Genomic DNA, 25,611 nt, shown 5'->3' on the forward strand with positions numbered 1-25,611 from the left:
TCTCTTAACTGGAGTGTCTAAATCAATTGAACCACATCAATACCAAGCACTACAGGACAGGGTTTATTAATTAACTCCCTATGCTGCTCTTCATAGTGACGTTGATACCAACGTTCTATGGTCGCTTTGCCTTTCTTATAGCGGTCTGATAAGTCTTTTTGAGAAACTCCTCGGCTATGCTCATGAAACACCGCCGCCTGCACTCGCCAAGTAGCACGTTGATGTTTATTAATACCGGGGAATTGTTGATTACCATAACGACTACACGCATAACAATACAACTTATACGCTTTAAACCTTAATATACTTCGACGATGTCCAATTAACTCATGATGAACTCTTCGAATATATGAAGCTTTCTTCCGTACTTTCTTACTTTGACAGTGACTACAACGCACTAATCGGTTGTATCTTACATCTAATAATAACGGTTGATATCCGCTCACTTTTACTATGGAAAATCCAGGTAAATTTAGGATAAGATTGTACTTCGGCACTTTAATCTCCTTTTTGATCGCAAAATCAAGGACTTAGTCTAGACTAATTTGATTAAAGTGCCCCCTTATTTGGTGTAGAGCCAAAACCTATCATCTCGCCAGTCTTTTTAATTTCAGCAGCATAAAGAGAGAAGTTCTTTTCTTCCTGATGAGAAATAATTTTATCTATGAAAGCAATGGTTTCCTCCCGAGTGGGTACAGCCGGGAAAAACTGCATCACTTTTTGGTCCTGGTTAATAGCAATTAATGATTCAACATCCTTTTCTTGAAAAGTGCGCAGAAATAATCGTTCTGTTTCTAATATTCTCATATACATACCTTATTGTTTTCTTAATCTAACGCAACCTCTAAATAACTTCGCATCGCTGGCAAATTGCGTTTTGTCACTGTAATAAGAAAAAGCAAATCTGTTATCTGTACCTTCTAATTCCTCAGAACTATAAATGCTCTTATTACTAGAGGATTTATAGTGGTAAAAAGAAAATTCAGTTTGTTTGCTTACATGGTAAAGTGGACTTCCAAAAGCGGTACTATTATCTGCAGTAAACTCCGACTGATAAGCCAACAGCACATTTTTTAGCATTTCCAGTTCACTATAAGCGCTATTGCTTTGATTGGTTTTAAATGTATTAATCTTGGCAAAGGGGCACTGTAAGGGATAATAAACACTATCAGACTGACCATTCAAGGCTGATGGAACCATAACTGTCGCTGTGTATTCTAAGTCATAACATTCATTATAAATTTTCTGAATCGTCTTAACTGGAAAGTATTGCTCATCAATTGCAGGTTTCACACCAATACCTGAGCCCATGCAAATATTAAAAATGTATTTTGCTGTATCCATAATGAATGGCGTAGGTCTGAAACGATTAATGCTCTTGGCACTGAGGAATAAATCGTTACAAGAAGCATCGTAAGTATTTTGCGTCAGTTTTTTCCTTAACGACTCCGAGAAGTATAGTTTCAGCTTAAGCCATTTATCATTATGTTTAACTTCATTGATAAACTGCTCGGAAAAATAAAGAATCTCGCTATGCCAGATATCGATAGTATTTTTATCCTTCAATATCTCTTTGAATACCAGGTAATGTTCATAAGGAGACTTGGGAGCCGAAACAGCAACATTAAAATATTTCTGAATTCTTGTATGCTTTCTTTTGCAACCGATATTTGGTAATAAAAAGGATGAAAGTGCACCAGATGAGACAGACAGCACATTATTATCTACCGTCTGATCCTCATCAAAAATAACCTGCATATTAAAAATTGCACCAGGCCCCTGAACACAATCAGGAAAGATGCGATCATCTTCACCAAAATAATGCCACTCGCAAAACTTATCCAATATTAAACCCAAAGGTAAACTATTTTTACCATAGCCAAGATGATTGAATAATTCATTATCGGTGTGCTTGCTGTCAATCTTTTCCATTTGACCACTACTGGTTGGCAGATAAGCATGATTTTTAATACCAAAATGCTCACCAAATTTATAACGAGCTACAAAGAATGGTATTTTTTTGTCAGGTTTAATTTCTTCAATGACACGATATATCGATTCGTTGACTTGCTTTACTTGATGCTTGACTTCATCCCATGAAACTCTAGTAATTTTGTTCATTCCTAAACACCCATACAGCAATTAAATATCAATTATCATCCCTTGAAAATCAGGATAATTGCAGAAAGGGATTAAGTTTATCCATTTTTAATGGTAGAGTCACCTTCCAAAATAGTTTTAGGGAAAAAATATGTTGTTATCAGAAAAAATGCCAAAAGGAATCATGCCCCTGTATTTAATACAAGCTTTTTCAACCTTTTCCTATGCAATTCTATATTCCTCATTATCTCTGTTTCTCACTAAACAATTAGGATTGTCTAATACCCTTTCAAACAGCATTGTTGGGTTATTTCTAGCATTTAACTATGTTCTGCATTTACTCGGCGGAGTAGTTGGCGGACGATTTTTAAGTAACCGATCCTTGTTTTTGATTACCACAGCCATACAAACGATTGGTATTTTACTTTTGGCACTTTCAGTTGATTCGCTGCTTTACCTTGGGCTCAGTTTATTTCTGGTTGGTTGTGGTTTAAATACTACCGCGTACAACAGCATACTGACGCAACGCTTTGCACCAGATGATAACCGCAGAGATAAAGCCTTTTTCTTCAGCTACTCCGCCATGAACGTGGGCTTTTGCGCTGGCTACATCATCAGCGGGTTTTTTGATTACTCCAATCAATATCAAACTCTGCTCTATGCCAGCATAATTCCAAATGTAATCACGCTGTTGCTTATGTGGGGTTACTGGTCGACCTTGAGTGATCGTGATACCCCGTTACTCAAAGTTAAAAGCACAGCTTCGCTGAATTACAAAAAAACTATTGGATGGGGAATTATTTTATCCCTTATCCCATTCACCTTACTTTGTTTTTATAAAGCCCAGTTCAGTAACGGAGTTGTAGTGGGCCTCAGCGTTATTATGTTTTTCGTCATTTTATACCTTGGCTACCAACAAAAATCGACTTTGGATAAGCAAAAGATAATGACTTTTCTAATCCTGACGGTAACATCAATCTTATTCTGGATGATCTACTTCACAGGCCCAATGGGCGTAACCCTATTTATTAAAAACAATGTCGATAAACACCTGTTCCATTATGAAATGGCAACCCAATGGATTTTGAATATCAACGCCATCGTCATCATTATCGGCGCCCCGTTATTATCAATAGTGCTAACACGACTACAGGCAAAAGGATACAATGTATCAGTAACCAAACAATTCATCTGGGCCTTTTTAATACTTGCAGGTTCCTTCTTCTTTTTATCCGGTGGTATCCTCTCTGCCAATAAGCATGGATATATTAGTGTTTATTGGGTAATGCTCCATTTTACCACTCAAGCAATTGCGGAGTTGCTGATAGGACCGGTAGGCTATGCTATGATCGGCAGAATTTCCCCACCACAATTACAAGGTGTGCTCATGGGTACTTGGATGATGGTATCAGGCGTATCAGCATCGTTATCACATTACTTTTCCAATGCCATGGGTGAGTCCACAAATCCATTGCTATCCAATGGCGATTACCAGCATGTGTTTAACCAGCTGGGTATGTGGGCACTATTGGGAGCCGTTTTCCTTTACTTGATCGCCAAAAGAATTAAACCTGTTATTGAGCAAAAAACAGATTCAGTATTATCAGAGGCTATAACAACCGCATAAAAAGGAGTATCAAACGATAACAGTTGATATAAAATAGAGCATAATTGCATTTTACCTCTGATCTTTTCTATGTAAAAAAACTAATTTTATCGACATCACGGCTATGGTTTACTATTTTTCGACTGGACTATGCCGTAATAATATGAAAGTGGGGTTGTTACATGGAATGTTTTATCGAGGTCGCAGAACCTGTTATTGATGTTAAGTTTCAATTAAAAAAAGATACTCAGAAGTATTTGATTGATTATATTCTGTCCTACAGTGAATTGGGCTGTAAAGGGCTAGCTCAAATTCTCGAGGCCAGCCCGTTGATGGTGAGCCAGGTATTGGCTGGAAGGGATTTCTTCAGACCAGAAAAAGCTCAGCACTTATTTCAGTATTTCACCATGCTGATTGGTCATTGATTACTTTTTCTCAAACTCTCTGTACATAGTAGAAAAGTAAACTATTGTTATAATTGTTAACAACCTATTATTGTAGATATTAAAGGAGAGATTTTTATTATCTTATCTGATACATCTATAATGTCAGCAACCTTCTTGATATTAGACCATAGGTGACCAATAATAGTTTTATCTGGTTCTGGTTTTATCAGCTGATCCTTCAAGGTCTCAATGTCTGCAGCTATATCAAGCTTTTCTTTATCGCTTAACCTGCTACTCACTATTATTTTTTTCAATTCTGTAAGTTCATTGTGCAAGGATTGAAATTGGGTATTGATAATATTACCATCCCCCATGGTGATGACATTACTACCAGTTGCATTAATATTAATCCCTGCATATCTAGGGTTTTCCTTAAATTCAGACTCCTCTTCTATTTTATCAATACCATCAGAGGAAATTTCATACCAAGTTGTTTTATTTACTCTTTCCCCTTGGTTCACATAAATTGTTTTTTCTGTTTCAGTTTCATTTATCCAATTTTTGTCTATCAAGTAGGTTAGATTTGATTGTACTTGGTTCTGTGTTAAACCACGCTTTTCCTTTAAGCTTTTTTTGATTTCACTGATTTTTACAGCAGATCCTTTTTTTCCATATTTACTGGTAGCATTAGCATTTCTATCGTAAAACCATTGAAGGATTAATGTGCGATATTCATCATTTGGATTTGGCATGAGATAAGTCCTTTTAACCACAAATATTTTCACATTATACCATAGAAAATATCTGATTTTACACATAATGGATAGGTTTGTGCCTAATGGCAGAGTTTACAAAGATCATTTAAACCCTTTGCTCATTTGCGATTAATATTTTTCACCAAAATATGTATTTTTAAGGCGATCAGATAATTACTCTTTCAAGTGAGATCGAAAATCCCTAAGTATTTAGCCTTTTAATCTCCGGATCAAACTAACCGCGCATCCAATAATCTGGGCTTGCATTTCCCTAGAACCTACACGAATGTCAGCCCAATCCTCGTTAAGTGCAATTAGCTCAAACTGCTGAGTATCTTTTGAGGCCGATAATTGCTTATACTTGCGAACAATTACTTCCTGCTCTCCCTCAATCAAGGCCACTACAAAATCGCCGGGCTTAGAGCTTGTATCAGGATCTACAATGAGGACATCATTAATTCGAAACTCCGGTATCATGCTTTCATCTTTTATCAGCAGGGCAAAAGCATTTTTTCCAATGCTATCACTGACAGCTGTACTGACAGGAATAAACTCAACTTTGGTATCAACATCCTCTTTGATTTTCTGGATGAAAGTAGCTGAATCAATTGCTTGTTTGTAATCCAAGACAGGAATCAATGCACCCATGCCAAGGGATTTTGTCATCTTCCCTTCACGGTTATCAGTTAAGCACATCAAATAAGAAGCTGAAACTTCCAGAGCATCAGCTAGTAATTTAATTTCTGTTGGGCCAGGGGTACGGTCCCCTCTTTCATAATTATTAATGCGTGAAATTTTCAACTCACTGGTCAACTCAGCCAATGCCTTTCTCGTCAATCCTTTGGCCTTTCGTTCATTCATGATTCTTTGACCAATTTTCTCTTTGATGTTCATGCCCATTCCACAGTGTTTGGTTAATAAATTAATCCATTTACATATTGACTATAGCTCAATATGTGTTATTTTGAGATTTATAAACTACTCGTTTCGAGTACTTAAACTCATTAAGAGCTATTTTTTTGTCTTAAGTTCTCAAAATGTTATCACAAGTTTGATTGGGTGCTAAGGCTTTAGTTAAGGAATAACGGATTATTTATGTACTTTACAGTGAATGACAAGGAATTGGATGCCCTCTGTGGGCTTTCATATATCCAGCAAATTACCTACTTAAGAGGGATTCGACCTTACATGGATCGCAATACATACATAGTAGGGATTAAGCGACGTATCAGTTATCAATCGCTGACTGAAGTGCTTTATATTGAACCTCATCAAGGCATTACAGAATCAGGAAGTCCTAGCCGTCAGCAAATTCGCCGAGCCATTAAAGGGCTTGAACGATCAGGTCTTATTTCCATTCAATCTTTCGATAAACATCTTATTTTAAAATGTCTTTTAGCAGATATCAGTTATTCCGTCCAAAATAAACCCGACACAAACCCGACACAGCAAGCCGACACAAAACCAAACGCGAAACTCCTTGTAAATACAGGGGCTTCTGAGGATGCAGAGGTAAAAGCCGACACAGATAAAATCCTAAAAGCCGACACACCTCTAATAAAAGAAAATAATTATATTTATTTATTACAACGCTTCGACCATTTCTGGCGTATGTACCCCGAGAAAAAGTCACGTGAACGTGCCTTTGAAATTTTCAAACAAATCAATCCAGATGAGCTTCTGCTGCAAAGCATGTTGCAAGCCCTTGCTCAACAAATCAAAGCCCGTACAGAAAAAGAAGCGAATGGCGAATGGGTTCCAGCTTGGAAATTTCCAGCCAACTGGTTGTCTCAAAAATGCTGGGAAGATGAAGTCAAAATCGAATTAACGCAGGAGAGAAGGAATGAGAAGCGCCGCGCAAATACTGAAAACACAACCTGTGATCCCTTCTGGAATCCAGAAACAGGAGACACAGCAAGCATCGATGAAGACGAATGCCAGCAATCCAACGTCATCAACTTCCAATGCTACAGACAGCAATAAAAAGCGTATTGAGAACCTGTTTACTCGCTTTGCTGTCTTTTACGGACATTTGTGGCGTAGCCAGTTTAAGAGCGATGGGTTTTTGGATTTTGCCAAGAAGGAGTGGCTGGAGGGCTTAAGTCAATTCAGTGATGAAATTTTGAATCAGGTCATTATTGATTGCCGCGAGCATTGCGAAATGCCTCCTACCCTGCCGCAAATGATTGGTTTTTGTCGTGATATCAAAAAGCGAAATGCTTTTTATGTCGCATCCGAAAAACATCAACCAACCAGTAAAGAAGTGGTTGAAGAGCATATCAGGCAATGTAAAGCCTATTTATTTAAATAACAGAAGGAGAAGAGATATGTTGGTTTTAACAAGAAAAGTTGGGGAATCTGTTGTTATCAGTGAGGAGGTTTACTGCACTGTAGTGGGTTATCGTGATGGTGAAGTTCGCCTTGCTTTTGATGCCCCTCAATCAATTCCAGTTCACCGTGATGAAATTCAAAGACGCATTTATCGGGAACGCCAAAAAGATCAATGGTTCAATGACTCTCTTCCGAATAAGGAAAGCATTGTTGACCGTTTAATTAGCAAATTCAAGCACGGATTGAAGTCTGCTTAAAATCATCAGTAATTGAGGATTATATCGTATGAAGGCACAAGAAGAACAAGGAGTAACGGTTAAAGACCGCGCCCGTGAAAAGCTAAGACGTGATTTAGGCGGCGTGATTGAACAAGCGCTAAGTGATCCTAAAACCGTTGAAATCATGCTCAATGCGGATGGCAAGCTTTGGCAGGAACGGCTTGGTGAAACCATGCGTTGTATAGGTAGTATCACTGACGCCCGTGCCGAATCCATCATTAAAACTGTTGCGGGCTTTCATGGTAAGGAAGTAACCCGTTTTAATCCGATACTGGAAGGTGAGCTGCCACTGGATGGATCACGTTTTGCAGGGCAGCTGCCACCAGTGGTCTCAAAACCAACCTTTGCGATTCGTAAAAAGGCCATTTCGGTTTTTACACTGAATGACTATGTAAAATCGGAAATTATGACAGAAGCACAATGTGCTGTGATTAAAAAAGCCGTTATTGCACATCGAAACATTCTAGTCATTGGCGGCACAGGTTCTGGTAAAACTACTTTGGTGAACGCCATTATCAATGAAATGGTTTGTAGTTCACCAGCTGAACGTGTCTTCATCATTGAAGATACGGGTGAAATTCAATGCGCCGCTGAGAACTGCGTTCAATATCACACTACTCTTGATGTCAATATGACCCAGCTTTTGAAAACCACGCTTAGGATGCGACCAGACCGAATCCTTGTTGGTGAAGTTCGGGGTAGTGAAGCGCTGGATTTACTCGATGCCTGGAATACAGGTCATGAGGGTGGTGCTGCTACTTTGCATGCCAATAACTGTCTTGCTGGACTTCATCGTTTGAAATCACTAATTACCCGTAACCCCTCCGCCCCTTCTGAAATTGAACCTTTAATTGGTGAGACGGTTCATTGCGTGGTGCATATCGCAAGAACCCCGCAAGGACGCAGAGTTGAAGAAATCATATCGGTTAAAGGATATGAAAACGGTCATTACAACATAGAACAACTTATTTAAGGAGAATAGGTATGAACCAAGCAGTCAATATTAATTATCGAAATCTATGGATGATGGGAGCGATTGTTTTATTGCTTCTGTTAATAACACATCCTGCATGTGCATCAAGTGCAGGTGGAGGATTACCTTTTGATTCCTATCTAACCAAAATACAAAAATCCATTACAGGACCATTTGCCTTTACTGCTGCAATTATTGGTTTGGTTGGTGCAGGAGCCACGCTGATTTTTGGTGGTGAGATGAATGGTTTTTTGCGAACCCTTCTCTTTATTGTACTTGTGCTTTCATTCTTGGTTGCAGCACAAAATACCATGACAGCAATTACAGGCAAAGGAGCCGAAATTGCTAAACCTTCAGTCTCAAAAATAGCTATGGAGACACAGCCATGAGTCTTCGTAGCATTCCTATACGCAGATGTGGTAACCGCCCAAGTCTTTTTATGGGTGGTGACCGCGAGCTGGTTATGTTTTCTGGATTACTTTCAGCAATCTTAATATTCGCAGCACAAGATTGGCTTGCCGCACTTTTTGGCTTTGCCCTTTGGTTTTTATCTTTAAAAGGTTTAAGGCTTATGGCAAAAGCCGATCCTAAAATGCGCGCCGTTTATCTGAGACAAAGAGGCTATCAGGCCTATTACCCAGCACGTTCAACCCCTTTTCGTAATAATAAAGGGGGTTATTTATGATTGAGTTCATTACCTTTTTAATCAGTATTACTGGGCTGTTGCTATTAGGTATTTTGTTTAGCACTGCTAGAATGAAAAGTCGTAAACACCATGTCAAAAAACATCGAAGTCATACAGCAGGATTAGTTGATTTACTAAATTATGCTGCGGTAGTCGATGATGGCGTAATTATCGGTAAAAATGGATCGTTTATGGCAGCCTGGCTTTATCAAGGTGAAGATATTGCTAACACTACCGATGAAGCCCGTGAAATGATGGCTTTTAGAATCAATCAGGCAATGACCTCCATGGGTAATGGCTGGATGATTCATGTAGATGCCATAAGACGTGCTGCTCCTGGTTACAGTGAGTGCAGTGCTTCATACTTTCCCGATCCTGTGTCGAAGGCTGTTGACGAAGAAAGAAGGCAATACTTTGAAAGTATAGGTGCTTTGTATGAAGGCTATTTTGTTATCACACTAACCTGGTATCCACCTGTATTGGCCCAAAAGCGTTTTGTTGAATTGATGTTTGATGATTCAGGGGAGAAATTAAACCACAAAGAAAAAACCCATCAATTGATTGAAACCTTCAAGCAATCGTGCAGAAACTTTGAGTCACGTATGAGCGCAGCAATTCACCTGGAAAGGTTAGGCTCAGAAATACTCAGCAATGAAAACCATAAAGTCACTCAGGATAACTTTTTAAGACACATTCAATATTGTGTCACGGGAATTAACCATCCTGTTAATCTGCCTAAAAATCCAATTTATCTGGATGCACTCATAGGCGGTCAGGAATTAATCCCAGGTATAACACCCAAAATTGGCCGAAAGTTCATTCAGTGTGTTGCTATTGAAGGATTCCCTATGGAGTCTTACCCGGGTATTTTAACACTGTTGACTCAATTACCTGTGGAATATCGCTGGAACTCTCGCTTCATATTCATGGATCCTCATGAAGCTGTAGCCCATTTCACTAAATTCCGTAAAAAATGGAAACAAAAGGTCAGAGGCTTTTTTGACCAAATGTTTAATACTAACTCCGGTATCGTTGATGAAGATGCACTCAGCATGGTTAATGACGCGCAAGCAGCTATTGCCGAAACCAATTCAGGAATGGTGGGTCAAGGCTACTATACATCCGTCGTTGTATTAATGGATGAGGATAGAGCAAACGTTGAGAAAGCCGCACTATTTATCGAAAAGAATATCAATGCGCTAGGCTTTAGCGCACGAACAGAAACCATTAATACCATGGATGCCTATATGGGCAGCCTACCAGGCCATGGTGTTGAAAACATCAGACGGCCTCTAATGAATACCATGAATCTGGCGGACTTGTTGCCAACATCCAGCATTTGGACTGGTGAACATAAAGCGCCCTGCCCACTGTTTCCGGCTCATTCACCGCCTTTGCTGCACTGTGTCACCAGCGGTAATGCCCCATTTCGTCTGAATCTTCATGTCAGAGACTTAGGTCATGGCATTATGTTTGGTCCCACACGCTCTGGTAAATCAACCCATCTTGGTTTATTGGCATTATCCTGGCGTCGATATAAAGATGCGCGTATTTATTCTTTTGATAAAGGCATGTCTATGTATCCGACCTGTAAGGCAACAGGTGGGGAGCATTTCACCATTGCAGACAAAGACTCTCGCCTTGCCTTTGCACCCTTGCAGTTTTTAGAGACGAAAGCAGATAGAGCCTGGGCTATGGAGTGGATTGATACGATTCTAGCTTTGAATGGTTTGAATACCACACCAGCTCAGCGCAATGAAATCGGCCATGCCATTCTAAGCATGCACCAAAGTGGCTCTAAAACCTTATCTGAATTTGTCATGACGATTCAGGATGAACCCATTAGAGAAACGTTAAAGCAGTACACCATAGATGGGTTAATGGGGCATTTATTGGATGCAGAAAGTGATGGGCTTGGCTTGTCTTCCTTTATGACCTTCGAAATCGAGCATTTAATGGGATTAGGTGAAAAATTTGCATTGCCTGTATTGCTTTATCTCTTTAGGCGTATTGAAACTTCATTAGATGGCCGCCCCACCCTCATCTTGCTTGATGAAGCCTGGTTGATGTTGGCGCATCCTGTATTTAAAAGCAAAATTGCTGAATGGCTTGATTCCATGGCTAAGAAAAACTGTGTGGTGTTTATGGCAACCCAACATTTATCACATGCTGCCAACTCTGGAATCTTAGATATTATTGTTGAATCAACTGCCACCAAAATCTTTTTACCAAATTTGTATGCAAGAGATCCTGAAACCCGCCTCATTTATGAGCGCATGGGCTTAAATCCACGCCAGATTGACATCATAGCAGCGGCCCTTCCCAAACGTGATTACTACTATGTCAGTGAAAAAGGCCAGAGGCTTTATCAATTGGCGTTAGGACCTTTGGCCTTGGCGTTTGTAGGTGCAACAGATCCCGATTCGATTGCGCGTATGAAGCAATTGGAATTGAAGTATGAAGATGAGTGGGTCTCTCAATGGCTTTCAGAAAAAGGTATTCCTTTGGCTCAGTACGGAGAAGCAGCATGAAAAAAAGTGTAACGAATAACCCCTACCTCAGCGCCAGACGAGCATGGAATGTTCATACCGCAGGACTTATGAAATCCCTACAAGTTTGGCAGTTGGTTGGCTTAAGTAGTCTCTTAATCGCATTGGCAGCAGTTGGTGGACTCATCGCAATAGGTAGTCAATCTAAGTTTATCCCTTTGGTGTTTCAACAAGATGCCAATGGCAACACCTTATCAGTTACTCGTGCTGATAGAGTTGGTGAGGCAAGCATTGATGATTATCGTGCTGCAGCTGCCCATTTTATTGAAAACATACGCATGGTAAGCCTTGATGTAGAACTACAAAAGAAAGCTGTATTTCAAGTGTATTCCTATTTAAATGCCAATGATGCAGCCCTTGCCAAGGTTCAAGAATTCTACAGCGACAAACAGCAATCTAATCCTTTTGAAAGAGCTGCCTTTGAGATTGTGAGCATTGACATACGTTCAGTGCTTCAAGAATCAGATGAAACCTGGCAAGTTGATTGGATTGAAACAGTGAGAAATCGTGATGGCACGCTTAAGGAAAAGCCTCGCATGATGAAGGCGATGATTACGATGTATCAGGAGAATGAAGTCAATGATGTTACCAGTGAGTCAATTTTAAAAAATCCCCACCTGATTTATGTGCGTGATTTTAACTGGTCCTACGAATTAAAGCATGGAGAACAGCAATGAAAAGAATAATGCAGCTATTTTGTTTATTAACACCGCTCACAAGTTTTGCATTGGATAACACTATTCTGGCCGAGCATTATTTTTCGGATACTGTACCCAAGCTATCGAGTCAGGAAAAACAAGGTTTAGATATTGCAGAGCGTACACAAAAAGGAGAAAAAACAAGTAAACCTTTCGCTTCGGCTGATGGTTCAGTCAGTTTTATTTATGGATCAGGGCAAATCAGGGTAGTTTGTGCGCCTTTACAAGTGTGTGATATTGCCCTTCAACCAGGTGAGCAGTTTAACGACATGAACGTCGGTGACCCACGTTTTGTTGTTGAACCATCTGTCACAGGATCTGGGGCTATGCAACAAATCCATCTGCTAATAAAACCTAAAGATGTAGGGCTTGATTCTTCTTTGGTAGTCACCACAGACAGAAGAACATATCACTTTAGATTAAAGTCAGATAGAACCGAATTTATGCCTTACATTTCGTTTACTTATCCTGATGAAGCCAAAGCAAAATGGCAGTTACTACAACACATTCAGGCTGAAAGAAGAAAAGTAGATACCTTACCAGAAACCAATGAATATCTTGGCTCCCTTAACTTCAATTATCGAATTCAAGGCAATACCCGGTTTAAGCCAGTTAGAGTTTATAACAATGGTGTCAAAACGATTATTGAGATGCCAAGAACCATGGCTCAAAGTGAAGCGCCCGCTCTGCTAGTTTTAAGAGCTCGAGGACTATTTAAAAAATCTGAGTCCGTCATGGTCAATTATCGCCTTCAGGGTTGCCGTTACATCGTGGATGGGGTTTTTGATAAAGCCATATTGGTTATCGGTAGCGGCTCCTCTCAAGAAAAAATTACTATTACAAGGTGCTGAAGATGAAAAAATTAAGTTTTTTGTTGCTTGCTGTCTTGTTATCAAGCTGTGCCAGCATGCGTTATGGCAATTTCACTCAAATGCCTCAAGGCAAAGATGCTTATTTGGCGGCAGATGCAGCCACTCAATTAACGCGAGTATATCCACCTGCTCAAAATACATTTTGTATTGGCCAAAGAGTAACAGATGGCTTTGGCTTAAGTCTTATTCAAAACTTGAGAAAAAAGGGTTATGGCATCAATGAAAATCAATGCCCTAAGAATAAAGCTAATTTTTTCTATGTGCTTGATGAGCTTAAACCTCAAAGTTATCGAGTAAGCCTTTTTGTAGGAATGCAAACATTGAGCCGTCTGTATGCAAAAAGCCATGAAAATATCATCCCTGTCAGCGCATGGACTCATAAGGAATAAGAACTATGAATCAAAATAATGATTATTTGTCACCAGATAATTCACCGCAAAAGCTTCAAACCGCAGGAGTAAAACGTGTAAATAATGTGCCACTAATGATTGCAATTGGTATTTTAACTCTTTTTGTGGTGCTCATCGCATTTGTTGCCAATAAACGAGCTAATGCGCAAAACCAGCCACCAGAAATAGTGAAGGTTAAAAACCCAAAGAAAAATACCATGAGCCTTGCCAATGACGTGGTAGGAAACCATAAATCAGCAGTAATTCCGCCCCAGAGTGTCACGATAGCTAACAGTGAAACAACCCCTTTGCCCATTCCTGAGCAACTTCCACATAAAGAAGATACTCTGACACAAGATGTATCTGAAGCTGAAATCGAGCGCATTCGTCAGGAAAAAACTCAAGAATTTGAAGAGGCTGTCAAAGCTAAGACATCCGTAATGGTCGATAACCCACGATTGAATAATCGCGACACTACCAAAACGTCGATGAATAGCAATGAGATGGCATTAAACATCGACCCTTCATTAGCGTTTAAAGAGCAGCTCGCATTATTACAAGGCAGGCAGCCCAAACCCATACCACAAACTTTAGGTGGTGAAGAAAATGAAATGCGCTGGCATTTAAATTCAACACTTCAAAGCCCAAACAGTCGATACGAACTAAGAGCTGGTAGTGTAATTCCAGGGGTAATGATTAGTGGCATTTCCTCAGAATTACCAGGCCAAATCATAGCTCAGGTCTCACAAAACGTATATGACACCGCTACCGGAAAATATCTTTTAATACCTCAAGGAACCAAAATATTGGGACTATATTCCAGTGATGTCCCTTTTGGTCAGAACTCTGTATTAGTGGCATGGCAACGCCTGGTTTTTCCAGATAGTAAGGCCTTGGATATTGGCTCTATGCCTGGTTCTGATAGTGCTGGATATGCCGGATTTCGCGATCAGGTAGATCATCATTATGCGCGAATTTATGGTTCAGCACTTTTAATGTCAGGCATTATTGCTGGCATTACTTATAGCCAAAATACCAATCAATCTAACCAATTCGGTTACGCCCAGCCCACAGCTGGCAGCGTCATGAGTCAGGCTTTGGGGCAACAGTTGGGCGAGGTCACTTCGCAACTGGTTTCAAAAAACCTGAATGTGTCTCCCACCATCAATGTTCGACCAGGTTATCGTTTCAATATCATCGTGGTGAAAGATTTAACGTTTAAACAGCCCTATAGGCAATTTGCTTATTAATGAAGGAGAATGTCATGAAATATAGAATCATGTTTATTTATTTCTGGGGGTTACATGCTTTTGCAAGCGGAGCACCCGTGTTTGATGCAGTTAATTGGCTACAAAATGGAAAAATACTTGCAACTCAAATTAGCGAATATAAAACTCAAGTAGATCAATACAAAAATCAAATGGATCAGTATCAAAATATGTTGGAAAACACCAAGTCACTAACTTCCTTTGAATGGGATAATGCCAACTCGGTTATTAATAATTTGCTTGAGTCGACTGATACCATTGATTATTACAAGCAGGAAGCTGGCAGCCTCCAAGGGTACCTTGACCGATTCCAAAGTCAGGAATACTACCAAAAGACTCCGTGTTTTAATGGTAATGGCCAATGTTCTGCTGAAGAACTTAGAAAAATCAAACAAAGCAGATTAGCGGCTTCTGTTGCTGAAAAGCGATCCAATGACGCCATGCTTAAAGGGATTGATAAACAACAACAGAGCTTAAAAAATGATTCTGCAAAGCTGCGTACTTTGCAATCTCAAGCACAAAATGCTGCAGGCCAAAAACAGGCTCTTCAAGCAGCTTCTCAATTAGCTAGTAATCAATCCCATCAATTGCTTCAAATCCGAGGCGTGTTATTAGCACAGCAGAATGCTCAGGCAGTCAAAGATGCAGCGAGTGCTAACAAGGAAGCGATACAGACTGCAGGGGATGAACAGTTTAGATCAGGTAAATACCATAAAAGCTCAGGAAAAAAATGGTAGCCCATCATATGAAGGAGAGGAAAATGAAAGTCTTATGCTTATCAATTATGGTTGTTACATGTGTTCTGTCAGGTTGCGACAGTGCTGAAACCAAAGCTCAGAAAAAGGCTGAGCACTTGGCAACACTCACCTGTAGCAGCTCAAGAGAGGGTCGAACTCAAGAAGAACTGCAAGCTATTGGTGATGCGTGTTTCCGAGGGGGTAGTTACTCCAAAAGCTCTGGACAGACGTGGTAATGCTATGAATAAAAAAATATTCCCCTATGTAATTGCGTTTGGTTTATTTGGGTTTTCTGCTTGCTGCCATGCCAAAGGGCATGGCATGGATAGTCGTGATTTACTGGATAATATTTTACAGCGATTTGCCAGCACATCTGCACTGTGGAGCAAAACCATGTTGAGTTACGCCAGGTATCTTTTCTGGTCCTTGGCCTCAATTAGTATGGTGTGGACATACGGCTTGATGGCATTACGTAAAGCAGACATTCAAGAATTCTTAGCTGAAACGGTACGTTTTTTTGTAGTTGTCGGTTTTTTCTATTGGATTTTAGACAATGGACCTGCAATTGCAAAAGCAATCATAGACTCCATGCGACAACTTGCGGCAAAGGCTTCTGGAATTAATGAGCATGTCTCTCCTTCTGATATTGTGGATGTTGGGTTTGATATTGTCTCAAAAGCTATAGACAGCTCATCTATCTGGTCCCCTGCAGCAACTACCGTTGGTTTGCTCGTTGCAGGGGTTATTCTGATTATTCTAGCTTTAGTCAGTATTAACATGCTCATTATCTTAATCACCGCCTGGATCTTAACTTATGGTGGCATTGTTTTATTAGGGTTTGGTGGTGGCCGTTGGACGCAGGATATTGCGATTAACTACTACAAAACTGTGTTGGGTATTGCATTACAAGCTTTTGCCATGATTTTGATTATTGGTATCGGTAAATCTTTTGTAGATCAATATTACGCAGCGATGTCTGAAAACATCATGCTCAAAGAAATGTTTGTCATGCTGGTTGTTGCCGTACTATTGCTAGTTCTTATTGATAAAATTCCACCTGCTTTAGCTGGCATTGTGTCAGGAGGTGGTTCTGGCGGTGGCGGTGGACTAGGTCTTGGTGGGGCTATGGGAGCCGCAGGAATTGCAGGTGCTGCCATGGCAGGTGCAGCAGGCACTGCACTTGCCCAAAGTGGTGGTGGATTATCCGCACTTAATGCCGCGTTTAAAGCAGCCAGTCAATCAACCAATTCTGGTGACACAAGTACACTGTCTGGAATGGATAAAGGCTCCAAAACTGGTGGTTTAGCTGAAGCGATGGGAACTGCTGCCAAATTTGCATGCTCTTTTGGATCACATTTAGCCTCAGGAACTATGGATGTTGCTCGTGAGAAAGCGAACACGATTAAAGAATCAATTGCTGAAAAAATCGCTGACACAACGGGTGGGAAAATTGCTGAAGCAATCCAAAACAAGGCGAATTCATCCACTTCTGAAACGCAAGAATCCAACGCGCAAAATATTTTATCCATGGGCACACCTGCGGGTAGTCTTAGTTCAGGATTTGAGGCATCAGATGAGGTGAATCAGTTTGTAAACCAAAAGGCATCTGGAGAGAGCCAATGAGCCAAAACAAACCTAATAAAGCCATAGGTCCTCAAATCAGAGAAAAAAATCACGGCAAGATAAATAGAACGTTGGTCTTATTAGTGATTTGTTCTTTCTTAATCAGCATGCACATTGGAACTCAGTTTTTCGCGCATCAATTTCACTATACTGATGCCCTTGGAGGGACATTCGCACCTATTTATATGCCTTGGCAGATTTTTATCTGGGCTATTAAGTATCAACCCTATTACCCAGATTCTTTTAATGCTGCCTTTGGTCTCATCGTTATGATGGGTTGTCTGTTTTTAATGATGATCGTGTTGGCTTCCAAGTATTTAAAAAAGAACAATGTGAGTGATTACCTCCATGGTTCAGCCAGGTGGGCTAATTGGGAGGACTTAAACAGTGCAAGCCTCATTGGACATGATGAAGGAGTTTATGTTGGTGCGTTTGAAGATGACAAAGGAGCAATTCATTATCTACGCCATAATGGGCCTGAGCATGTTTTAACGTATGCACCAACGCGCTCAGGCAAAGGTGTTGGCCTTGTGATTCCAACCCTTCTATCGTGGAAACACTCCTGTGTTATTACCGATTTAAAAGGCGAGCTCTGGGCAATGACCGCTGGATGGCGACAAAAACATGCCACCAACAAGGTTATTCGATTTGAACCTGCAACGTTAAAAGGAAGCGCTCGCTGGAACCCTCTGGATGAAATCAGAGTGGGTACGGAATCAGAAGTGGGTGACGTACAAAATTTGGCAACTCTTGTGGTTGATCCCGATGGCAAGGGACTGGAAACGCACTGGCAGAAAACCTCACAAGCCCTTTTGGTTGGTTTTATTCTGCATGCCATTTACAAATTGAAAACCCAAGGAGAACCAGCCACATTTCCCAACATTGACCGCATGCTGGTTGATCCCAATATTAATATTGCCGACCTACTCATTGAAATGACTCAATACCCGCATATTGAGGGCAAAACCCATCCTGTTATTTCGGCCTCTGCCCGTGACATGATTGATAGGCCCGAAGAAGAAGCAGGTTCTGTGTTATCTACTTTAAAATCTTATCTGGCTCTATATCGCGATCCTGTGGTGGCGCATAACGTCTCTGCCTCAGATTTTTGCATCCGCGATTTAATGAACCAAGAATGTCCTGTGAGCCTCTATATCGTTACTCAACCCAATGACAAAGCAAGGCTTCAGCCTCTGGTTAGAGTCATGATTAACATGATAGTGAGACTATTGGCCGACAGAATGGAATTTGAGCGTGTGTCCGACGATAAAGGGTTATCTTATGTAAGTGCTAAAAAAACGTACAAACATCGACTACTTTGTATGATTGATGAATTTCCAAGCCTTGGAAAACTCGATATTCTGCAAGAGTCATTAGCCTTTGTTGCGGGTTATGGATTAAAGTTTTACTTAATTTGTCAGGACATTAATCAGCTTAAAAGCCGTGAACGTGGCTATGGCCCTGATGAAACCATCACTTCGAATTGCCATATCCAAAATGCTTATCCTCCAAACCGAGTTGAAACGGCAGAACATCTTTCCAAACTGACAGGACAAACGACGATTGTTAAAGAACACATCACCACCAGCGGCAAACGCTTTTCTACGTTCTTAAATCAAATATCAAAAACTGTTCAGGAAATATCGAGACCTCTTTTAACCGTTGATGAGTGCCTGCGTATGCCAGGACCTAAAAAAGATGCTAATGGCTTGATTGTTGAAGCTGGAGATATGGTCGTTTATGCAGCGGGCTTCCCTGCTATTTATGGTAAACAGCCACTTTATTTTAAAGATCCAGTCTTCATGGCTAGAGCATCTGTAGAGGCTCCTGCTCACTCAGATATTTTACGTGTTCGTTTAAGTGAAGATGAGGTGATCAGGTTATGAAAAAACTGTCCATCATAATCGCTATTTTTCTAATAAGTACTATTGCTGCAGGCATATTGTTCCATGCTATGGGCTTTAGGATAAACCTTACTGAATCCATTCCTGTAGGCTTATATCGCATCACCGGCACAGAGCCTCTCAAAAATGCTTATGTGATTTTTTGCCCAGATGATAGGCAATCTTTCAGACTAGCCAAGAACAGAGGCTATATAGACCATGGTCTTTACTGTAATGGATATGGTTATTTAATGAAAAAAGTGGTGGCTGTATCTGGCGATATCCTCACTGTGACAAATGAAGGGGTTTTTGTGAATTACATGCTAATTCCCTATTCAAAACCAAAATTACAGGATGGTATGAACCGCTTTTTACCTCAATGGCAGGTAATGAATTACCAACTTCAAGAAGATGAAATCATGACGATGACCAGTCAAAGCGAATGGTCATTCGATGGTCGATATTATGGTCTTGTTCACACAAGACAAATCAAGGGAATGATCACACCCATATGGGTAATTAATAAACGGGAGAAAACCACATGAGTCATGAAACCGAGTTAATGGATGTGATTTCAGAAAAATTCGAGGATTTAGTAATCCCTGGCTTTCTTGTCGAAGTCAGTCCAATAGAGGCTGACATCATGGGAGCATTTTTTGAAGATGCACTCAATGAAGAAGACGCGATGGAGGCCATTTATGATTAAAATGCCGTATCATCAAGTTGTTGCCAATCAAATTATTGAAAGCCTGAAAGCAGGAACCGCTCCCTGGTTGAAACCATGGGAGCCAGGCATAGGCAATGGTCAAATTCCATATAATCCGATCACCGGAAAACATTATCGAGGAATTAATGCATTGTATTTAATGCTGAACCAAAATGATGACAACCGTTGGTTAACCTACAAACAAGCACAAAGTATGGATGCGCAAGTTCGCAAAGGAGAAAAAGGCACCACAATCCAATACTGGAAATTTCATGAAGAACAAACCAAACACGATGATGCGGGTTATCCTGTGCTTGATGAACATGGTAATCCATTAAAAGTGCAGGTGAATCTTGAACGACCTAAGGTGTTTTATGCAACGGTATTTCATGCTTCTCAAATTGATAATATGCCAGAACTCATTGCAAAAGAGCCAGATTGGTCCTTAATTGAAAGAGCAGAAAAGCTGTTACATAACTCTGGCGCTAACATTGAACATTCTGAAGCAGACAGAGCTTTTTACAGATTATCGACTGACAGCATCCATCTTCCACCAAAAGAACAATTTAAATCCACTGCGAACTATTATGCCACTGCCTTGCATGAGTTAGGACATTGGAGTGGTCATCCTTCAAGACTGGATAGAGATTTAGGTCATCCCTTTGGTTCAGATGCCTATGCCAAAGAAGAGCTTAGAGCTGAAATTGCAAGCATGCTTTTAGGTGCTGAACTTGGTATAGGCCATGACCCTTCTCAACACACTGCATATATCAAATCATGGATTCGTGTTTTGGAAGATGAGCCATTAGAAATATTCAGAGCATCCGCAGATGCAGAAAAAATAGTGAATCACTTGTGTGCTTTAGAACAAACCCAAGACATTCAAATAGCAGAACTTATTGAAATCAAGGATAGTAAACTAAAAGAGGAAGTCTTTATGGCGTCTGAAAACACCACTTCTGAAAAGGTCTGGTTAAGCATCCCCTTCAAACAAAAAGAGATTGCCAAATCCACAATAGGAAAACTCCCTGATGGAACGTCAGGCATTGCTTGGGATAAAGTGCAAAAATGTTGGTATGCAAATCCTGGTGTTCCTATTGAGAAAATCAAAGCCTGGCTTCCTGAACATCAAGTACTGTCTCAGGATAAAGCGCTTATACCAGCGGATGAATTTAAAACGGCATTGCTAAGCCTCGGTGCTATTGTTTCAGGAGAGCACCCGATTATGGATGGAAAACCTCATCGTATCTCCACAGAGGGTGATAAAAACGGTGAAAAAGCAGGATTTTATGTAACCCATTTAGATGGTATACCAGCAGGATATATTAAAAACAATCGAACTGGTGCTGAGCTTAACTGGAAATGTAAAGGTTACATTTTAACTGATGAACAGAAGGCAACGTTTAAGGCACAAGCGCTTGAACATCAACAAACTCGTCAACTTGAGCTTGAAGCAAAACAAAAAAGTACCGCATTAAGACTCCAACAAAAATTATCCATGATGACAGAGGTTGTGGAGCCCACGCCTTACATGCAGGCTAAAGGCATTGAGGTCCATTCTGGAGTATATACCGATAATGAAAAACAACTAACCTGCATCCCGGCAACGGATTGCGAAGGCACCCTCTGGACTATCCAATATATTTCTGAAGATGGCACCAAGCGATTTGCCAAAGACTCCAAAAAGGAAGCTTGCTTTCATGTATTAGGCGGGATAGAGAAGCTATCTGATGCACCGGTTATTGTGATTGCCGAAGGTTATGCAACCGCTGCAACCATAAAAGAAGCCACCGAACTGCCAGCTGTCGTTTCTGCCTTTGATTCCGGAAATCTTAAATCAGTGGCTAAGGCATTACATGAAAAATACCCCCATACCCCGATTATTATGGCAGCGGATGATGACAAGCACCTTGAGTTATCTCAAGGCATCAATCCTGGCAAAGAAAAAGCGTTAGAGGCTGCAAGTGCTATTAATGGCTTTATTGTTATACCGACTTTTGCACCCCATGAGCAGTCACTTCACCCTAAGAAATTTAGCGATTTTAATGATTTGGCAAACCACAGTAGATTGGGCTTTGAAGGGGTAAAACGTCAGATCAAACCCAAGGTTGAAAAAATTGCTAAAAGATGCAATCGACTGCACCAGTGGCGAGAAAGTAATGTCGTGCATATCGCTTAGATTTAATCTGATTAAGGCGGTGGTCATTAAATTTTTAATTACCGCCAAAAATGCATTCAACTCTTACTTACCCCTCATTTTAGATCAAATACTGAGCATTTGTAGCCCCAGCAATAAATTGTTCATTGCCTCGATAGTCCTTGACAGCCAACGATTACCCACATTTTTCGCCAAATTTAGACTGAAGGTCAATTAAATTTGCTATAGTGCTTATATTTTACAAATGAAAAGGATGAGGCATTGACTGGGATATTCATTGCGGCTGGATTCGCACTAATTTTGTTTTTCCTGGAAAGAGTGTTTCCTCTCAGGAAGCACAAAAGGGACACGTTTTCCCGTCTGACTGTCAATATTGCAGTTTCCATGACTACCTTTACAGTCGCTTTTCTGCTGATACGTCCGACGACAAGCTTTTTTCTCGGCTGGACCGCCAGCACGCCATTCGGACTAATACGGTGGCTTAGACTCACAGGGCTTCGGGAAACTTTGGTCGGCTTTTTACTGTTGGATCTTAGCTTCTATTATTGGCATATTACCAACCACAAAATTCCGTTCCTGTGGCGCTTTCATAATGTACACCATATGGATCCCGACCTTGATGTTTCCACAGGTTTTAGGTTTCACCCAGGTGAGGTGGCGCTTTCCACTATCTTTCGAGCTATTCAAGTGGCACTCATCGGCGTATCGGCGAGCACTTTTGTGATTTACGAAGCCATATTTCAGATTGGTACTTTTTTCCATCATTCAAACCTGCGCCTTCCGTTGCGTTTGGAACGGGTACTGAGCCTTATTTTCGTAACACCGAGGATGCATGGCATTCATCACTCTAATTTCAAAAAGGAGACAGATTCGAACTACTCCGTTGTTTTTTCGGTTTGGGACAGGTTACACCGGACAATCGGCTTAGGTATATCCCAGGAAGAAATTGATATCGGAGTTCCTGGATATGCGATGAAAAAAGATAACCACTTAAAACAAGTAATGATATTACCGTTTGCCCAACAGCGGGAATATTGGAAGGACGAATCTGGTCATAAACGATTATCCAGGGGAGAAGAGATACGACGCCGAGTCCAGTGGCTGGCAGAATAGGAGCAAAAATGAATATTTTTACGGCATTTGGGCTCTTTATTGTAGGGCTTGTCTTAATACTTTATTTTGCTGAGAAACTGGTGAAAGGAGCTGTGGGAACTTCTGGAGGTTTTGGGATATCTACCTTTTTCATTAGCGTCGTTTTTATAGGTTTTGACCCGGAAAACTTAGCTGTTGGAGCAGTCGGTACTTTTAACGATATGGCTGGTATTGCTTTAGGTTCTATCATTGGCGCTGCGATGGTAGCTATAGCACTGGCGTTTGGTATTACTGCATTCATTGCACCCATGCAATTTAAACGAACACCAAAGCAGATACTCATTTTACCTAATCTTGCCATTCTTCTGTTAGGCCTGTTATCACTTGATGGTGAACTTTCAAGAATTGACGGCCTGATTTTATTTGCCAGTTTTATTTTCTCCGTAATTTATCTCTTATGGCTTAATAAAAAAGGGTATGACATCAAACCATCTCATGAACTTTCTGAAACCATTGCTTCGGCTAAAAAAGAGCATCGATGGAAAGCCTTTGGACTCTTGTTTCTTTCTCTTGCAGCCATTATTGTCGGTAGTGAGTTCATCGTTATGGCATCTAAAACCATGATTCGTTATTTTGGACTTTCCGGTACCTTTTTCGGAATGATTATTCTGGCTTTTTTAGTCAGCATTGAAGAAATAGCACGAGAATTGCCTGCAGCACTTAAAGGAAGATCTGAGATAAGCTTTGGTAATGTGGTCGGCTCAATTTTTGCGTTTTTCCTGTTTAATGCGAGTATTATTTCCATGATAAAACCTGTAATGGTTAATCAACAAACATTGTTTTTTTACCTACCTTTTTGTTTATTCACCATGATTGTAATTTCCCTTTTCATGCTAACGCAAAGAATATCGCGATGGATGGGTGGAAGCCTGGTTATTTTGTATTTAATCTTTGCCACAGTAGGTTATTTTTTAAATAATATGCAGTGAAATAATTCTTAGGAGACATAAGCAGCATGAGCGAAAAAAATATCAACCCATTTAATCAGTTCGCACAAGATTATGATCAGTGGTTTGACCAACATCAAGCTGTTTTTAAGTCAGAGATTGCAGCGCTTAGGAAAGTCATGCCAAAATCCGGCGAAGGACTGGAAATTGGTGTGGGCTCAGGACGATTTGCCGCGGCGCTTGGAATAAAAACTGGCATTGAACCTGCCAAGAAATTAGGTGAAATTGCTAAATCTCGGGGTATTAATATCTATGATAGGTGTGGCAGAATCCCTGCCATTTGCAACTAATCAATTTGATTATATTTTATTTAATACAGTAGTCTGCTTTCTTGATTCTCCCCAAAAAGCGTTCAGCGAGGCAAAACGTGTCCTTAAATCAAATGGCGTGTTAATCATTGGTATGATTGATAAAAACTCGCCATTAGGCCGTTTGTATGAGACCCAAAAAATGGATAATTCTTTTTACCAGAATGCCCATTTTTATCCAGTAGATGAATTGATGGCATTAATCAATCAATTGGGATTTTCAAAGAAAGAGGTTTATCAAACTATTTTTTCTCCGCTGGATAAGATTGTTACGCCAGAACTCGTTAAACCAGGGTGTGGAGAGGGTGGATTTGTTGTTATCAAAGCAATTAATAGGTTTTATGACGTTGATAGCGGTATTAGTTAGTGGCTATAATGCTTAATGATTGTATTGATATAAAATGAACTAAAAAAGATGAATAAAGAGAATACTAAAATTCATTGGGAAAGTATTTACACTGAAAAACTTCCTCAAAATGTAAGCTGGTACCAACAAGAACCGACTATTTCATTAAAAATTATCCGGTGTTTCAGCGATAAAAATGCGCGAATCATTGATGTTGGCGGTGGTGCATCCATTCTAGTTGATCACTTACTGAAATCAGGATATTCAAATCTTGCAGTATTGGATATATCCGGTCAAGCGATTGAACATGTAAAAAATAGACTTTCCGACCAGGCAACAACGATCGAATGGTTTGAGAAAGATATTACTGCATTTATACCTCCTCATACTTATGATATCTGGCATGATCGCGCCGTTTTTCATTTTTTGACAGACATAAAATCAAGGCAATTGTACGTTAATGTACTCAAAAATACTGTAAAATCAGGTTCGCATATTATTATTGCAACATTTGCTAAAGACGGTCCCCAAAAATGCAGTGGACTTGACATCGTTCAATATGATAATCCCTCCATACAGCATGAGCTTGGTAATGAATTTATCTTATTAGACAGTCAATTTGAGATGCATATTACTCCAGCGGGAAAGGAACAACGTTTCATTTATTTTGTTTTTCAACGTAAATAATATTTTTTGCAGTCAATGCATTGGAAAAGAGTCAAACTCGCATGGTAAAAACAGCATTAAATAATGATGAGCCAGTTCAGATATAATGCTAAGTGGTTATTTAAAAGGATTGCGGTTAGTAGTTCCATTCACGCAAAAATTTACTGCTTATCAATATAGAACTTTATGGAATTG

The 25,611-nt window shown here is 40.2% G+C and carries 29 protein-coding genes and 1 pseudogene; 25 read left to right on the top strand and 5 right to left on the bottom strand.

Annotated elements, in window-relative coordinates; all coding sequences use genetic code 11:
- Positions 1-35: 35 nt before the first annotated feature.
- From KYQ_RS18345 to KYQ_RS10060, 3 genes and pseudogenes are all read right to left on the bottom strand, one after another.
- Positions 36-497, bottom strand: a pseudogene (locus tag KYQ_RS18345) (helix-turn-helix domain-containing protein); the annotation flags it as partial.
- 52 nt (positions 498-549) lie between these two features.
- Positions 550-807: a GNAT family N-acetyltransferase gene (locus tag KYQ_RS18350; RefSeq protein WP_019349973.1), complete on the bottom strand. Its 258-nt coding sequence runs from the start codon at positions 805-807 to the stop codon at positions 550-552.
- A gap of 9 nt (positions 808-816) precedes the next feature.
- Positions 817-2,121 carry a hypothetical protein gene (locus tag KYQ_RS10060; RefSeq protein WP_019349974.1) on the bottom strand — a complete coding sequence of 435 codons (1,305 nt, stop codon included), beginning with the start codon at positions 2,119-2,121 and terminating at the stop codon, positions 817-819.
- Between the two features lie 130 nt (positions 2,122-2,251).
- Between KYQ_RS10060 and KYQ_RS10065 the strand changes: the two genes are divergently transcribed.
- Positions 2,252-3,727, top strand: a complete 1,476-nt coding sequence (locus tag KYQ_RS10065) for a peptide MFS transporter (RefSeq protein WP_019349975.1) — start codon at positions 2,252-2,254, stop codon at positions 3,725-3,727.
- Positions 3,728-3,888: 161 nt separating this feature from the next.
- Entirely contained in the window at positions 3,889-4,131 is a 243-nt protein-coding gene (locus KYQ_RS10070; protein WP_019349976.1) for a hypothetical protein, read from the top strand.
- A gap of 56 nt (positions 4,132-4,187) precedes the next feature.
- On the opposite strand, the gene KYQ_RS10075 is transcribed toward KYQ_RS10070, so the two are convergent.
- Both KYQ_RS10075 and KYQ_RS10080 read right to left on the bottom strand, forming a co-directional pair.
- Positions 4,188-4,844, bottom strand: coding sequence for a hypothetical protein (locus KYQ_RS10075; RefSeq protein WP_019349977.1), 657 nt, complete (start codon positions 4,842-4,844; stop codon positions 4,188-4,190).
- 213 nt (positions 4,845-5,057) lie between these two features.
- Complete coding sequence (locus KYQ_RS10080; protein ID WP_019349978.1) at positions 5,058-5,741, bottom strand: helix-turn-helix domain-containing protein; 684 nt, start codon at positions 5,739-5,741, stop codon at positions 5,058-5,060.
- A gap of 201 nt (positions 5,742-5,942) precedes the next feature.
- Between KYQ_RS10080 and KYQ_RS10085 the strand changes: the two genes are divergently transcribed.
- The 23 genes from KYQ_RS10085 to KYQ_RS10190 all read left to right on the top strand — a co-directional run bounded on the left by KYQ_RS10085 (position 5,943) and on the right by KYQ_RS10190 (position 25,437).
- Positions 5,943-6,830, top strand: a complete 888-nt coding sequence (locus KYQ_RS10085) for an LvrA C-terminal domain-related protein (protein WP_019349979.1) — start codon at positions 5,943-5,945, stop codon at positions 6,828-6,830.
- Between the two features lie 16 nt (positions 6,831-6,846).
- Complete coding sequence (locus KYQ_RS10090; RefSeq protein ID WP_027220162.1) at positions 6,847-7,158, top strand: Vir protein; 312 nt, start codon at positions 6,847-6,849, stop codon at positions 7,156-7,158.
- 16 nt (positions 7,159-7,174) lie between these two features.
- Positions 7,175-7,435, top strand: a complete 261-nt coding sequence (gene csrA / locus KYQ_RS10095) for a carbon storage regulator CsrA (RefSeq protein ID WP_019349981.1) — start codon at positions 7,175-7,177, stop codon at positions 7,433-7,435.
- Between the two features lie 28 nt (positions 7,436-7,463).
- The gene (gene trbB, locus KYQ_RS10100) at positions 7,464-8,429 is read left to right on the top strand and encodes a P-type conjugative transfer ATPase TrbB (protein WP_019349982.1); all 966 of its coding nucleotides are present in this window, start codon (positions 7,464-7,466) and stop codon (positions 8,427-8,429) included.
- Between the two features lie 11 nt (positions 8,430-8,440).
- Positions 8,441-8,818 carry a TrbC/VirB2 family protein gene (locus tag KYQ_RS10105; protein WP_019349983.1) on the top strand — a complete coding sequence of 126 codons (378 nt, stop codon included), beginning with the start codon at positions 8,441-8,443 and terminating at the stop codon, positions 8,816-8,818.
- Complete coding sequence (locus tag KYQ_RS10110) at positions 8,815-9,114, top strand: conjugal transfer protein TrbD (protein ID WP_019349984.1); 300 nt, start codon at positions 8,815-8,817, stop codon at positions 9,112-9,114. Before KYQ_RS10105 ends, KYQ_RS10110 begins: the two co-directional genes overlap by 4 nt.
- Positions 9,111-11,645 carry a VirB4 family type IV secretion/conjugal transfer ATPase gene (locus KYQ_RS10115; RefSeq protein ID WP_019349985.1) on the top strand — a complete coding sequence of 845 codons (2,535 nt, stop codon included), beginning with the start codon at positions 9,111-9,113 and terminating at the stop codon, positions 11,643-11,645. The genes KYQ_RS10110 and KYQ_RS10115 overlap by 4 nt, the downstream gene beginning before the upstream one ends.
- On the top strand, positions 11,642-12,340 hold the full coding sequence (locus KYQ_RS10120; protein ID WP_019349986.1) for a conjugal transfer protein TrbF: 699 nt from the start codon (positions 11,642-11,644) through the stop codon (positions 12,338-12,340). Before KYQ_RS10115 ends, KYQ_RS10120 begins: the two co-directional genes overlap by 4 nt.
- Positions 12,337-13,212, top strand: a complete 876-nt coding sequence (gene trbG / locus KYQ_RS10125; protein WP_019349987.1) for a P-type conjugative transfer protein TrbG — start codon at positions 12,337-12,339, stop codon at positions 13,210-13,212. The genes KYQ_RS10120 and trbG overlap by 4 nt, the downstream gene beginning before the upstream one ends.
- 2 nt (positions 13,213-13,214) lie before the next feature.
- Positions 13,215-13,622 (top strand): conjugal transfer protein TrbH, encoded by a 408-nt coding sequence (locus tag KYQ_RS10130; RefSeq protein WP_019349988.1) that lies wholly within the window; start codon positions 13,215-13,217, stop codon positions 13,620-13,622.
- Between the two features lie 5 nt (positions 13,623-13,627).
- Positions 13,628-14,872, top strand: coding sequence for a TrbI/VirB10 family protein (locus KYQ_RS10135; RefSeq protein ID WP_019349989.1), 1,245 nt, complete (start codon positions 13,628-13,630; stop codon positions 14,870-14,872).
- Positions 14,873-14,886: 14 nt separating this feature from the next.
- Positions 14,887-15,627, top strand: coding sequence for a P-type conjugative transfer protein TrbJ (trbJ, locus tag KYQ_RS10140; protein WP_019349990.1), 741 nt, complete (start codon positions 14,887-14,889; stop codon positions 15,625-15,627).
- A 23-nt stretch (positions 15,628-15,650) separates the two neighbouring features.
- The gene (locus tag KYQ_RS10145) at positions 15,651-15,863 is read left to right on the top strand and encodes a hypothetical protein (RefSeq protein ID WP_027220163.1); all 213 of its coding nucleotides are present in this window, start codon (positions 15,651-15,653) and stop codon (positions 15,861-15,863) included.
- Positions 15,864-15,867: 4 nt separating this feature from the next.
- Complete coding sequence (gene trbL / locus KYQ_RS10150) at positions 15,868-17,250, top strand: P-type conjugative transfer protein TrbL (protein ID WP_019349992.1); 1,383 nt, start codon at positions 15,868-15,870, stop codon at positions 17,248-17,250.
- A complete protein-coding gene (locus KYQ_RS10155; protein ID WP_019349993.1) occupies positions 17,247-19,136 on the top strand; it encodes a type IV secretory system conjugative DNA transfer family protein in 1,890 nt (629 codons plus the stop codon). Before trbL ends, KYQ_RS10155 begins: the two co-directional genes overlap by 4 nt.
- Positions 19,133-19,678: a conjugative transfer signal peptidase TraF gene (traF, locus tag KYQ_RS10160; RefSeq protein ID WP_019349994.1), complete on the top strand. Its 546-nt coding sequence runs from the start codon at positions 19,133-19,135 to the stop codon at positions 19,676-19,678. The genes KYQ_RS10155 and traF overlap by 4 nt, the downstream gene beginning before the upstream one ends.
- The gene (locus KYQ_RS19325; RefSeq protein WP_019349995.1) at positions 19,675-19,839 is read left to right on the top strand and encodes a hypothetical protein; all 165 of its coding nucleotides are present in this window, start codon (positions 19,675-19,677) and stop codon (positions 19,837-19,839) included. The genes traF and KYQ_RS19325 overlap by 4 nt, the downstream gene beginning before the upstream one ends.
- On the top strand, positions 19,832-22,018 hold the full coding sequence (locus KYQ_RS10170) for a zincin-like metallopeptidase domain-containing protein (RefSeq protein WP_019349996.1): 2,187 nt from the start codon (positions 19,832-19,834) through the stop codon (positions 22,016-22,018). The genes KYQ_RS19325 and KYQ_RS10170 overlap by 8 nt, the downstream gene beginning before the upstream one ends.
- Before the next feature lie 363 nt (positions 22,019-22,381).
- Positions 22,382-23,110 carry a sterol desaturase family protein gene (locus KYQ_RS10175; protein WP_115264611.1) on the top strand — a complete coding sequence of 243 codons (729 nt, stop codon included), beginning with the start codon at positions 22,382-22,384 and terminating at the stop codon, positions 23,108-23,110.
- An 8-nt stretch (positions 23,111-23,118) separates the two neighbouring features.
- Positions 23,119-24,078 (top strand): sodium:calcium antiporter, encoded by a 960-nt coding sequence (locus KYQ_RS10180; protein ID WP_019349998.1) that lies wholly within the window; start codon positions 23,119-23,121, stop codon positions 24,076-24,078.
- 26 nt (positions 24,079-24,104) lie between these two features.
- Positions 24,105-24,386: a class I SAM-dependent methyltransferase gene (locus KYQ_RS19520; RefSeq protein WP_229309628.1), complete on the top strand. Its 282-nt coding sequence runs from the start codon at positions 24,105-24,107 to the stop codon at positions 24,384-24,386.
- The gene (locus KYQ_RS19525) at positions 24,349-24,771 is read left to right on the top strand and encodes a class I SAM-dependent methyltransferase (protein WP_229309629.1); all 423 of its coding nucleotides are present in this window, start codon (positions 24,349-24,351) and stop codon (positions 24,769-24,771) included. The genes KYQ_RS19520 and KYQ_RS19525 overlap by 38 nt, the downstream gene beginning before the upstream one ends.
- Positions 24,772-24,819: 48 nt before the next feature.
- On the top strand, positions 24,820-25,437 hold the full coding sequence (locus KYQ_RS10190) for a class I SAM-dependent methyltransferase (RefSeq protein ID WP_019349999.1): 618 nt from the start codon (positions 24,820-24,822) through the stop codon (positions 25,435-25,437).
- The last annotated feature ends 174 nt before the right edge of the window (positions 25,438-25,611 follow it).

This window comes from Fluoribacter dumoffii NY 23 (assembly GCF_000236165.1).
GTDB classification, from domain to species: Bacteria; Pseudomonadota; Gammaproteobacteria; order Legionellales; family Legionellaceae; genus Legionella; species Legionella dumoffii.

What these genes read in the sequence shown, in the direction of transcription:
- KYQ_RS18350 (WP_019349973.1), bottom strand. Translation starts at nt 807, where the DNA reads ATGAGAATATTAGAAACAGAACGATTATTTCTGCGCACTTTTCAAGAA.
- KYQ_RS10060 (WP_019349974.1), bottom strand. Translation starts at nt 2,121, where the DNA reads ATGAACAAAATTACTAGAGTTTCATGGGATGAAGTCAAGCATCAAGTA.
- KYQ_RS10065 (WP_019349975.1), top strand. Translation starts at nt 2,252, where the DNA reads ATGTTGTTATCAGAAAAAATGCCAAAAGGAATCATGCCCCTGTATTTA.
- KYQ_RS10070 (WP_019349976.1), top strand. Translation starts at nt 3,889, where the DNA reads ATGGAATGTTTTATCGAGGTCGCAGAACCTGTTATTGATGTTAAGTTT.
- KYQ_RS10075 (WP_019349977.1), bottom strand. Translation starts at nt 4,844, where the DNA reads ATGCCAAATCCAAATGATGAATATCGCACATTAATCCTTCAATGGTTT.
- KYQ_RS10080 (WP_019349978.1), bottom strand. Translation starts at nt 5,741, where the DNA reads ATGAACATCAAAGAGAAAATTGGTCAAAGAATCATGAATGAACGAAAG.
- KYQ_RS10085 (WP_019349979.1), top strand. Translation starts at nt 5,943, where the DNA reads ATGTACTTTACAGTGAATGACAAGGAATTGGATGCCCTCTGTGGGCTT.
- csrA (WP_019349981.1), top strand. Translation starts at nt 7,175, where the DNA reads ATGTTGGTTTTAACAAGAAAAGTTGGGGAATCTGTTGTTATCAGTGAG.
- trbB (WP_019349982.1), top strand. Translation starts at nt 7,464, where the DNA reads ATGAAGGCACAAGAAGAACAAGGAGTAACGGTTAAAGACCGCGCCCGT.
- KYQ_RS10105 (WP_019349983.1), top strand. Translation starts at nt 8,441, where the DNA reads ATGAACCAAGCAGTCAATATTAATTATCGAAATCTATGGATGATGGGA.
- KYQ_RS10110 (WP_019349984.1), top strand. Translation starts at nt 8,815, where the DNA reads ATGAGTCTTCGTAGCATTCCTATACGCAGATGTGGTAACCGCCCAAGT.
- KYQ_RS10115 (WP_019349985.1), top strand. Translation starts at nt 9,111, where the DNA reads ATGATTGAGTTCATTACCTTTTTAATCAGTATTACTGGGCTGTTGCTA.
- KYQ_RS10120 (WP_019349986.1), top strand. Translation starts at nt 11,642, where the DNA reads ATGAAAAAAAGTGTAACGAATAACCCCTACCTCAGCGCCAGACGAGCA.
- trbG (WP_019349987.1), top strand. Translation starts at nt 12,337, where the DNA reads ATGAAAAGAATAATGCAGCTATTTTGTTTATTAACACCGCTCACAAGT.
- KYQ_RS10130 (WP_019349988.1), top strand. Translation starts at nt 13,215, where the DNA reads ATGAAAAAATTAAGTTTTTTGTTGCTTGCTGTCTTGTTATCAAGCTGT.
- KYQ_RS10135 (WP_019349989.1), top strand. Translation starts at nt 13,628, where the DNA reads ATGAATCAAAATAATGATTATTTGTCACCAGATAATTCACCGCAAAAG.
- trbJ (WP_019349990.1), top strand. Translation starts at nt 14,887, where the DNA reads ATGAAATATAGAATCATGTTTATTTATTTCTGGGGGTTACATGCTTTT.
- KYQ_RS10145 (WP_027220163.1), top strand. Translation starts at nt 15,651, where the DNA reads ATGAAAGTCTTATGCTTATCAATTATGGTTGTTACATGTGTTCTGTCA.
- trbL (WP_019349992.1), top strand. Translation starts at nt 15,868, where the DNA reads ATGAATAAAAAAATATTCCCCTATGTAATTGCGTTTGGTTTATTTGGG.
- KYQ_RS10155 (WP_019349993.1), top strand. Translation starts at nt 17,247, where the DNA reads ATGAGCCAAAACAAACCTAATAAAGCCATAGGTCCTCAAATCAGAGAA.
- traF (WP_019349994.1), top strand. Translation starts at nt 19,133, where the DNA reads ATGAAAAAACTGTCCATCATAATCGCTATTTTTCTAATAAGTACTATT.
- KYQ_RS19325 (WP_019349995.1), top strand. Translation starts at nt 19,675, where the DNA reads ATGAGTCATGAAACCGAGTTAATGGATGTGATTTCAGAAAAATTCGAG.
- KYQ_RS10170 (WP_019349996.1), top strand. Translation starts at nt 19,832, where the DNA reads ATGATTAAAATGCCGTATCATCAAGTTGTTGCCAATCAAATTATTGAA.
- KYQ_RS10175 (WP_115264611.1), top strand. Translation starts at nt 22,382, where the DNA reads ATGACTACCTTTACAGTCGCTTTTCTGCTGATACGTCCGACGACAAGC.
- KYQ_RS10180 (WP_019349998.1), top strand. Translation starts at nt 23,119, where the DNA reads ATGAATATTTTTACGGCATTTGGGCTCTTTATTGTAGGGCTTGTCTTA.
- KYQ_RS19520 (WP_229309628.1), top strand. Translation starts at nt 24,105, where the DNA reads ATGAGCGAAAAAAATATCAACCCATTTAATCAGTTCGCACAAGATTAT.
- KYQ_RS19525 (WP_229309629.1), top strand. Translation starts at nt 24,349, where the DNA reads ATGATAGGTGTGGCAGAATCCCTGCCATTTGCAACTAATCAATTTGAT.
- KYQ_RS10190 (WP_019349999.1), top strand. Translation starts at nt 24,820, where the DNA reads ATGAATAAAGAGAATACTAAAATTCATTGGGAAAGTATTTACACTGAA.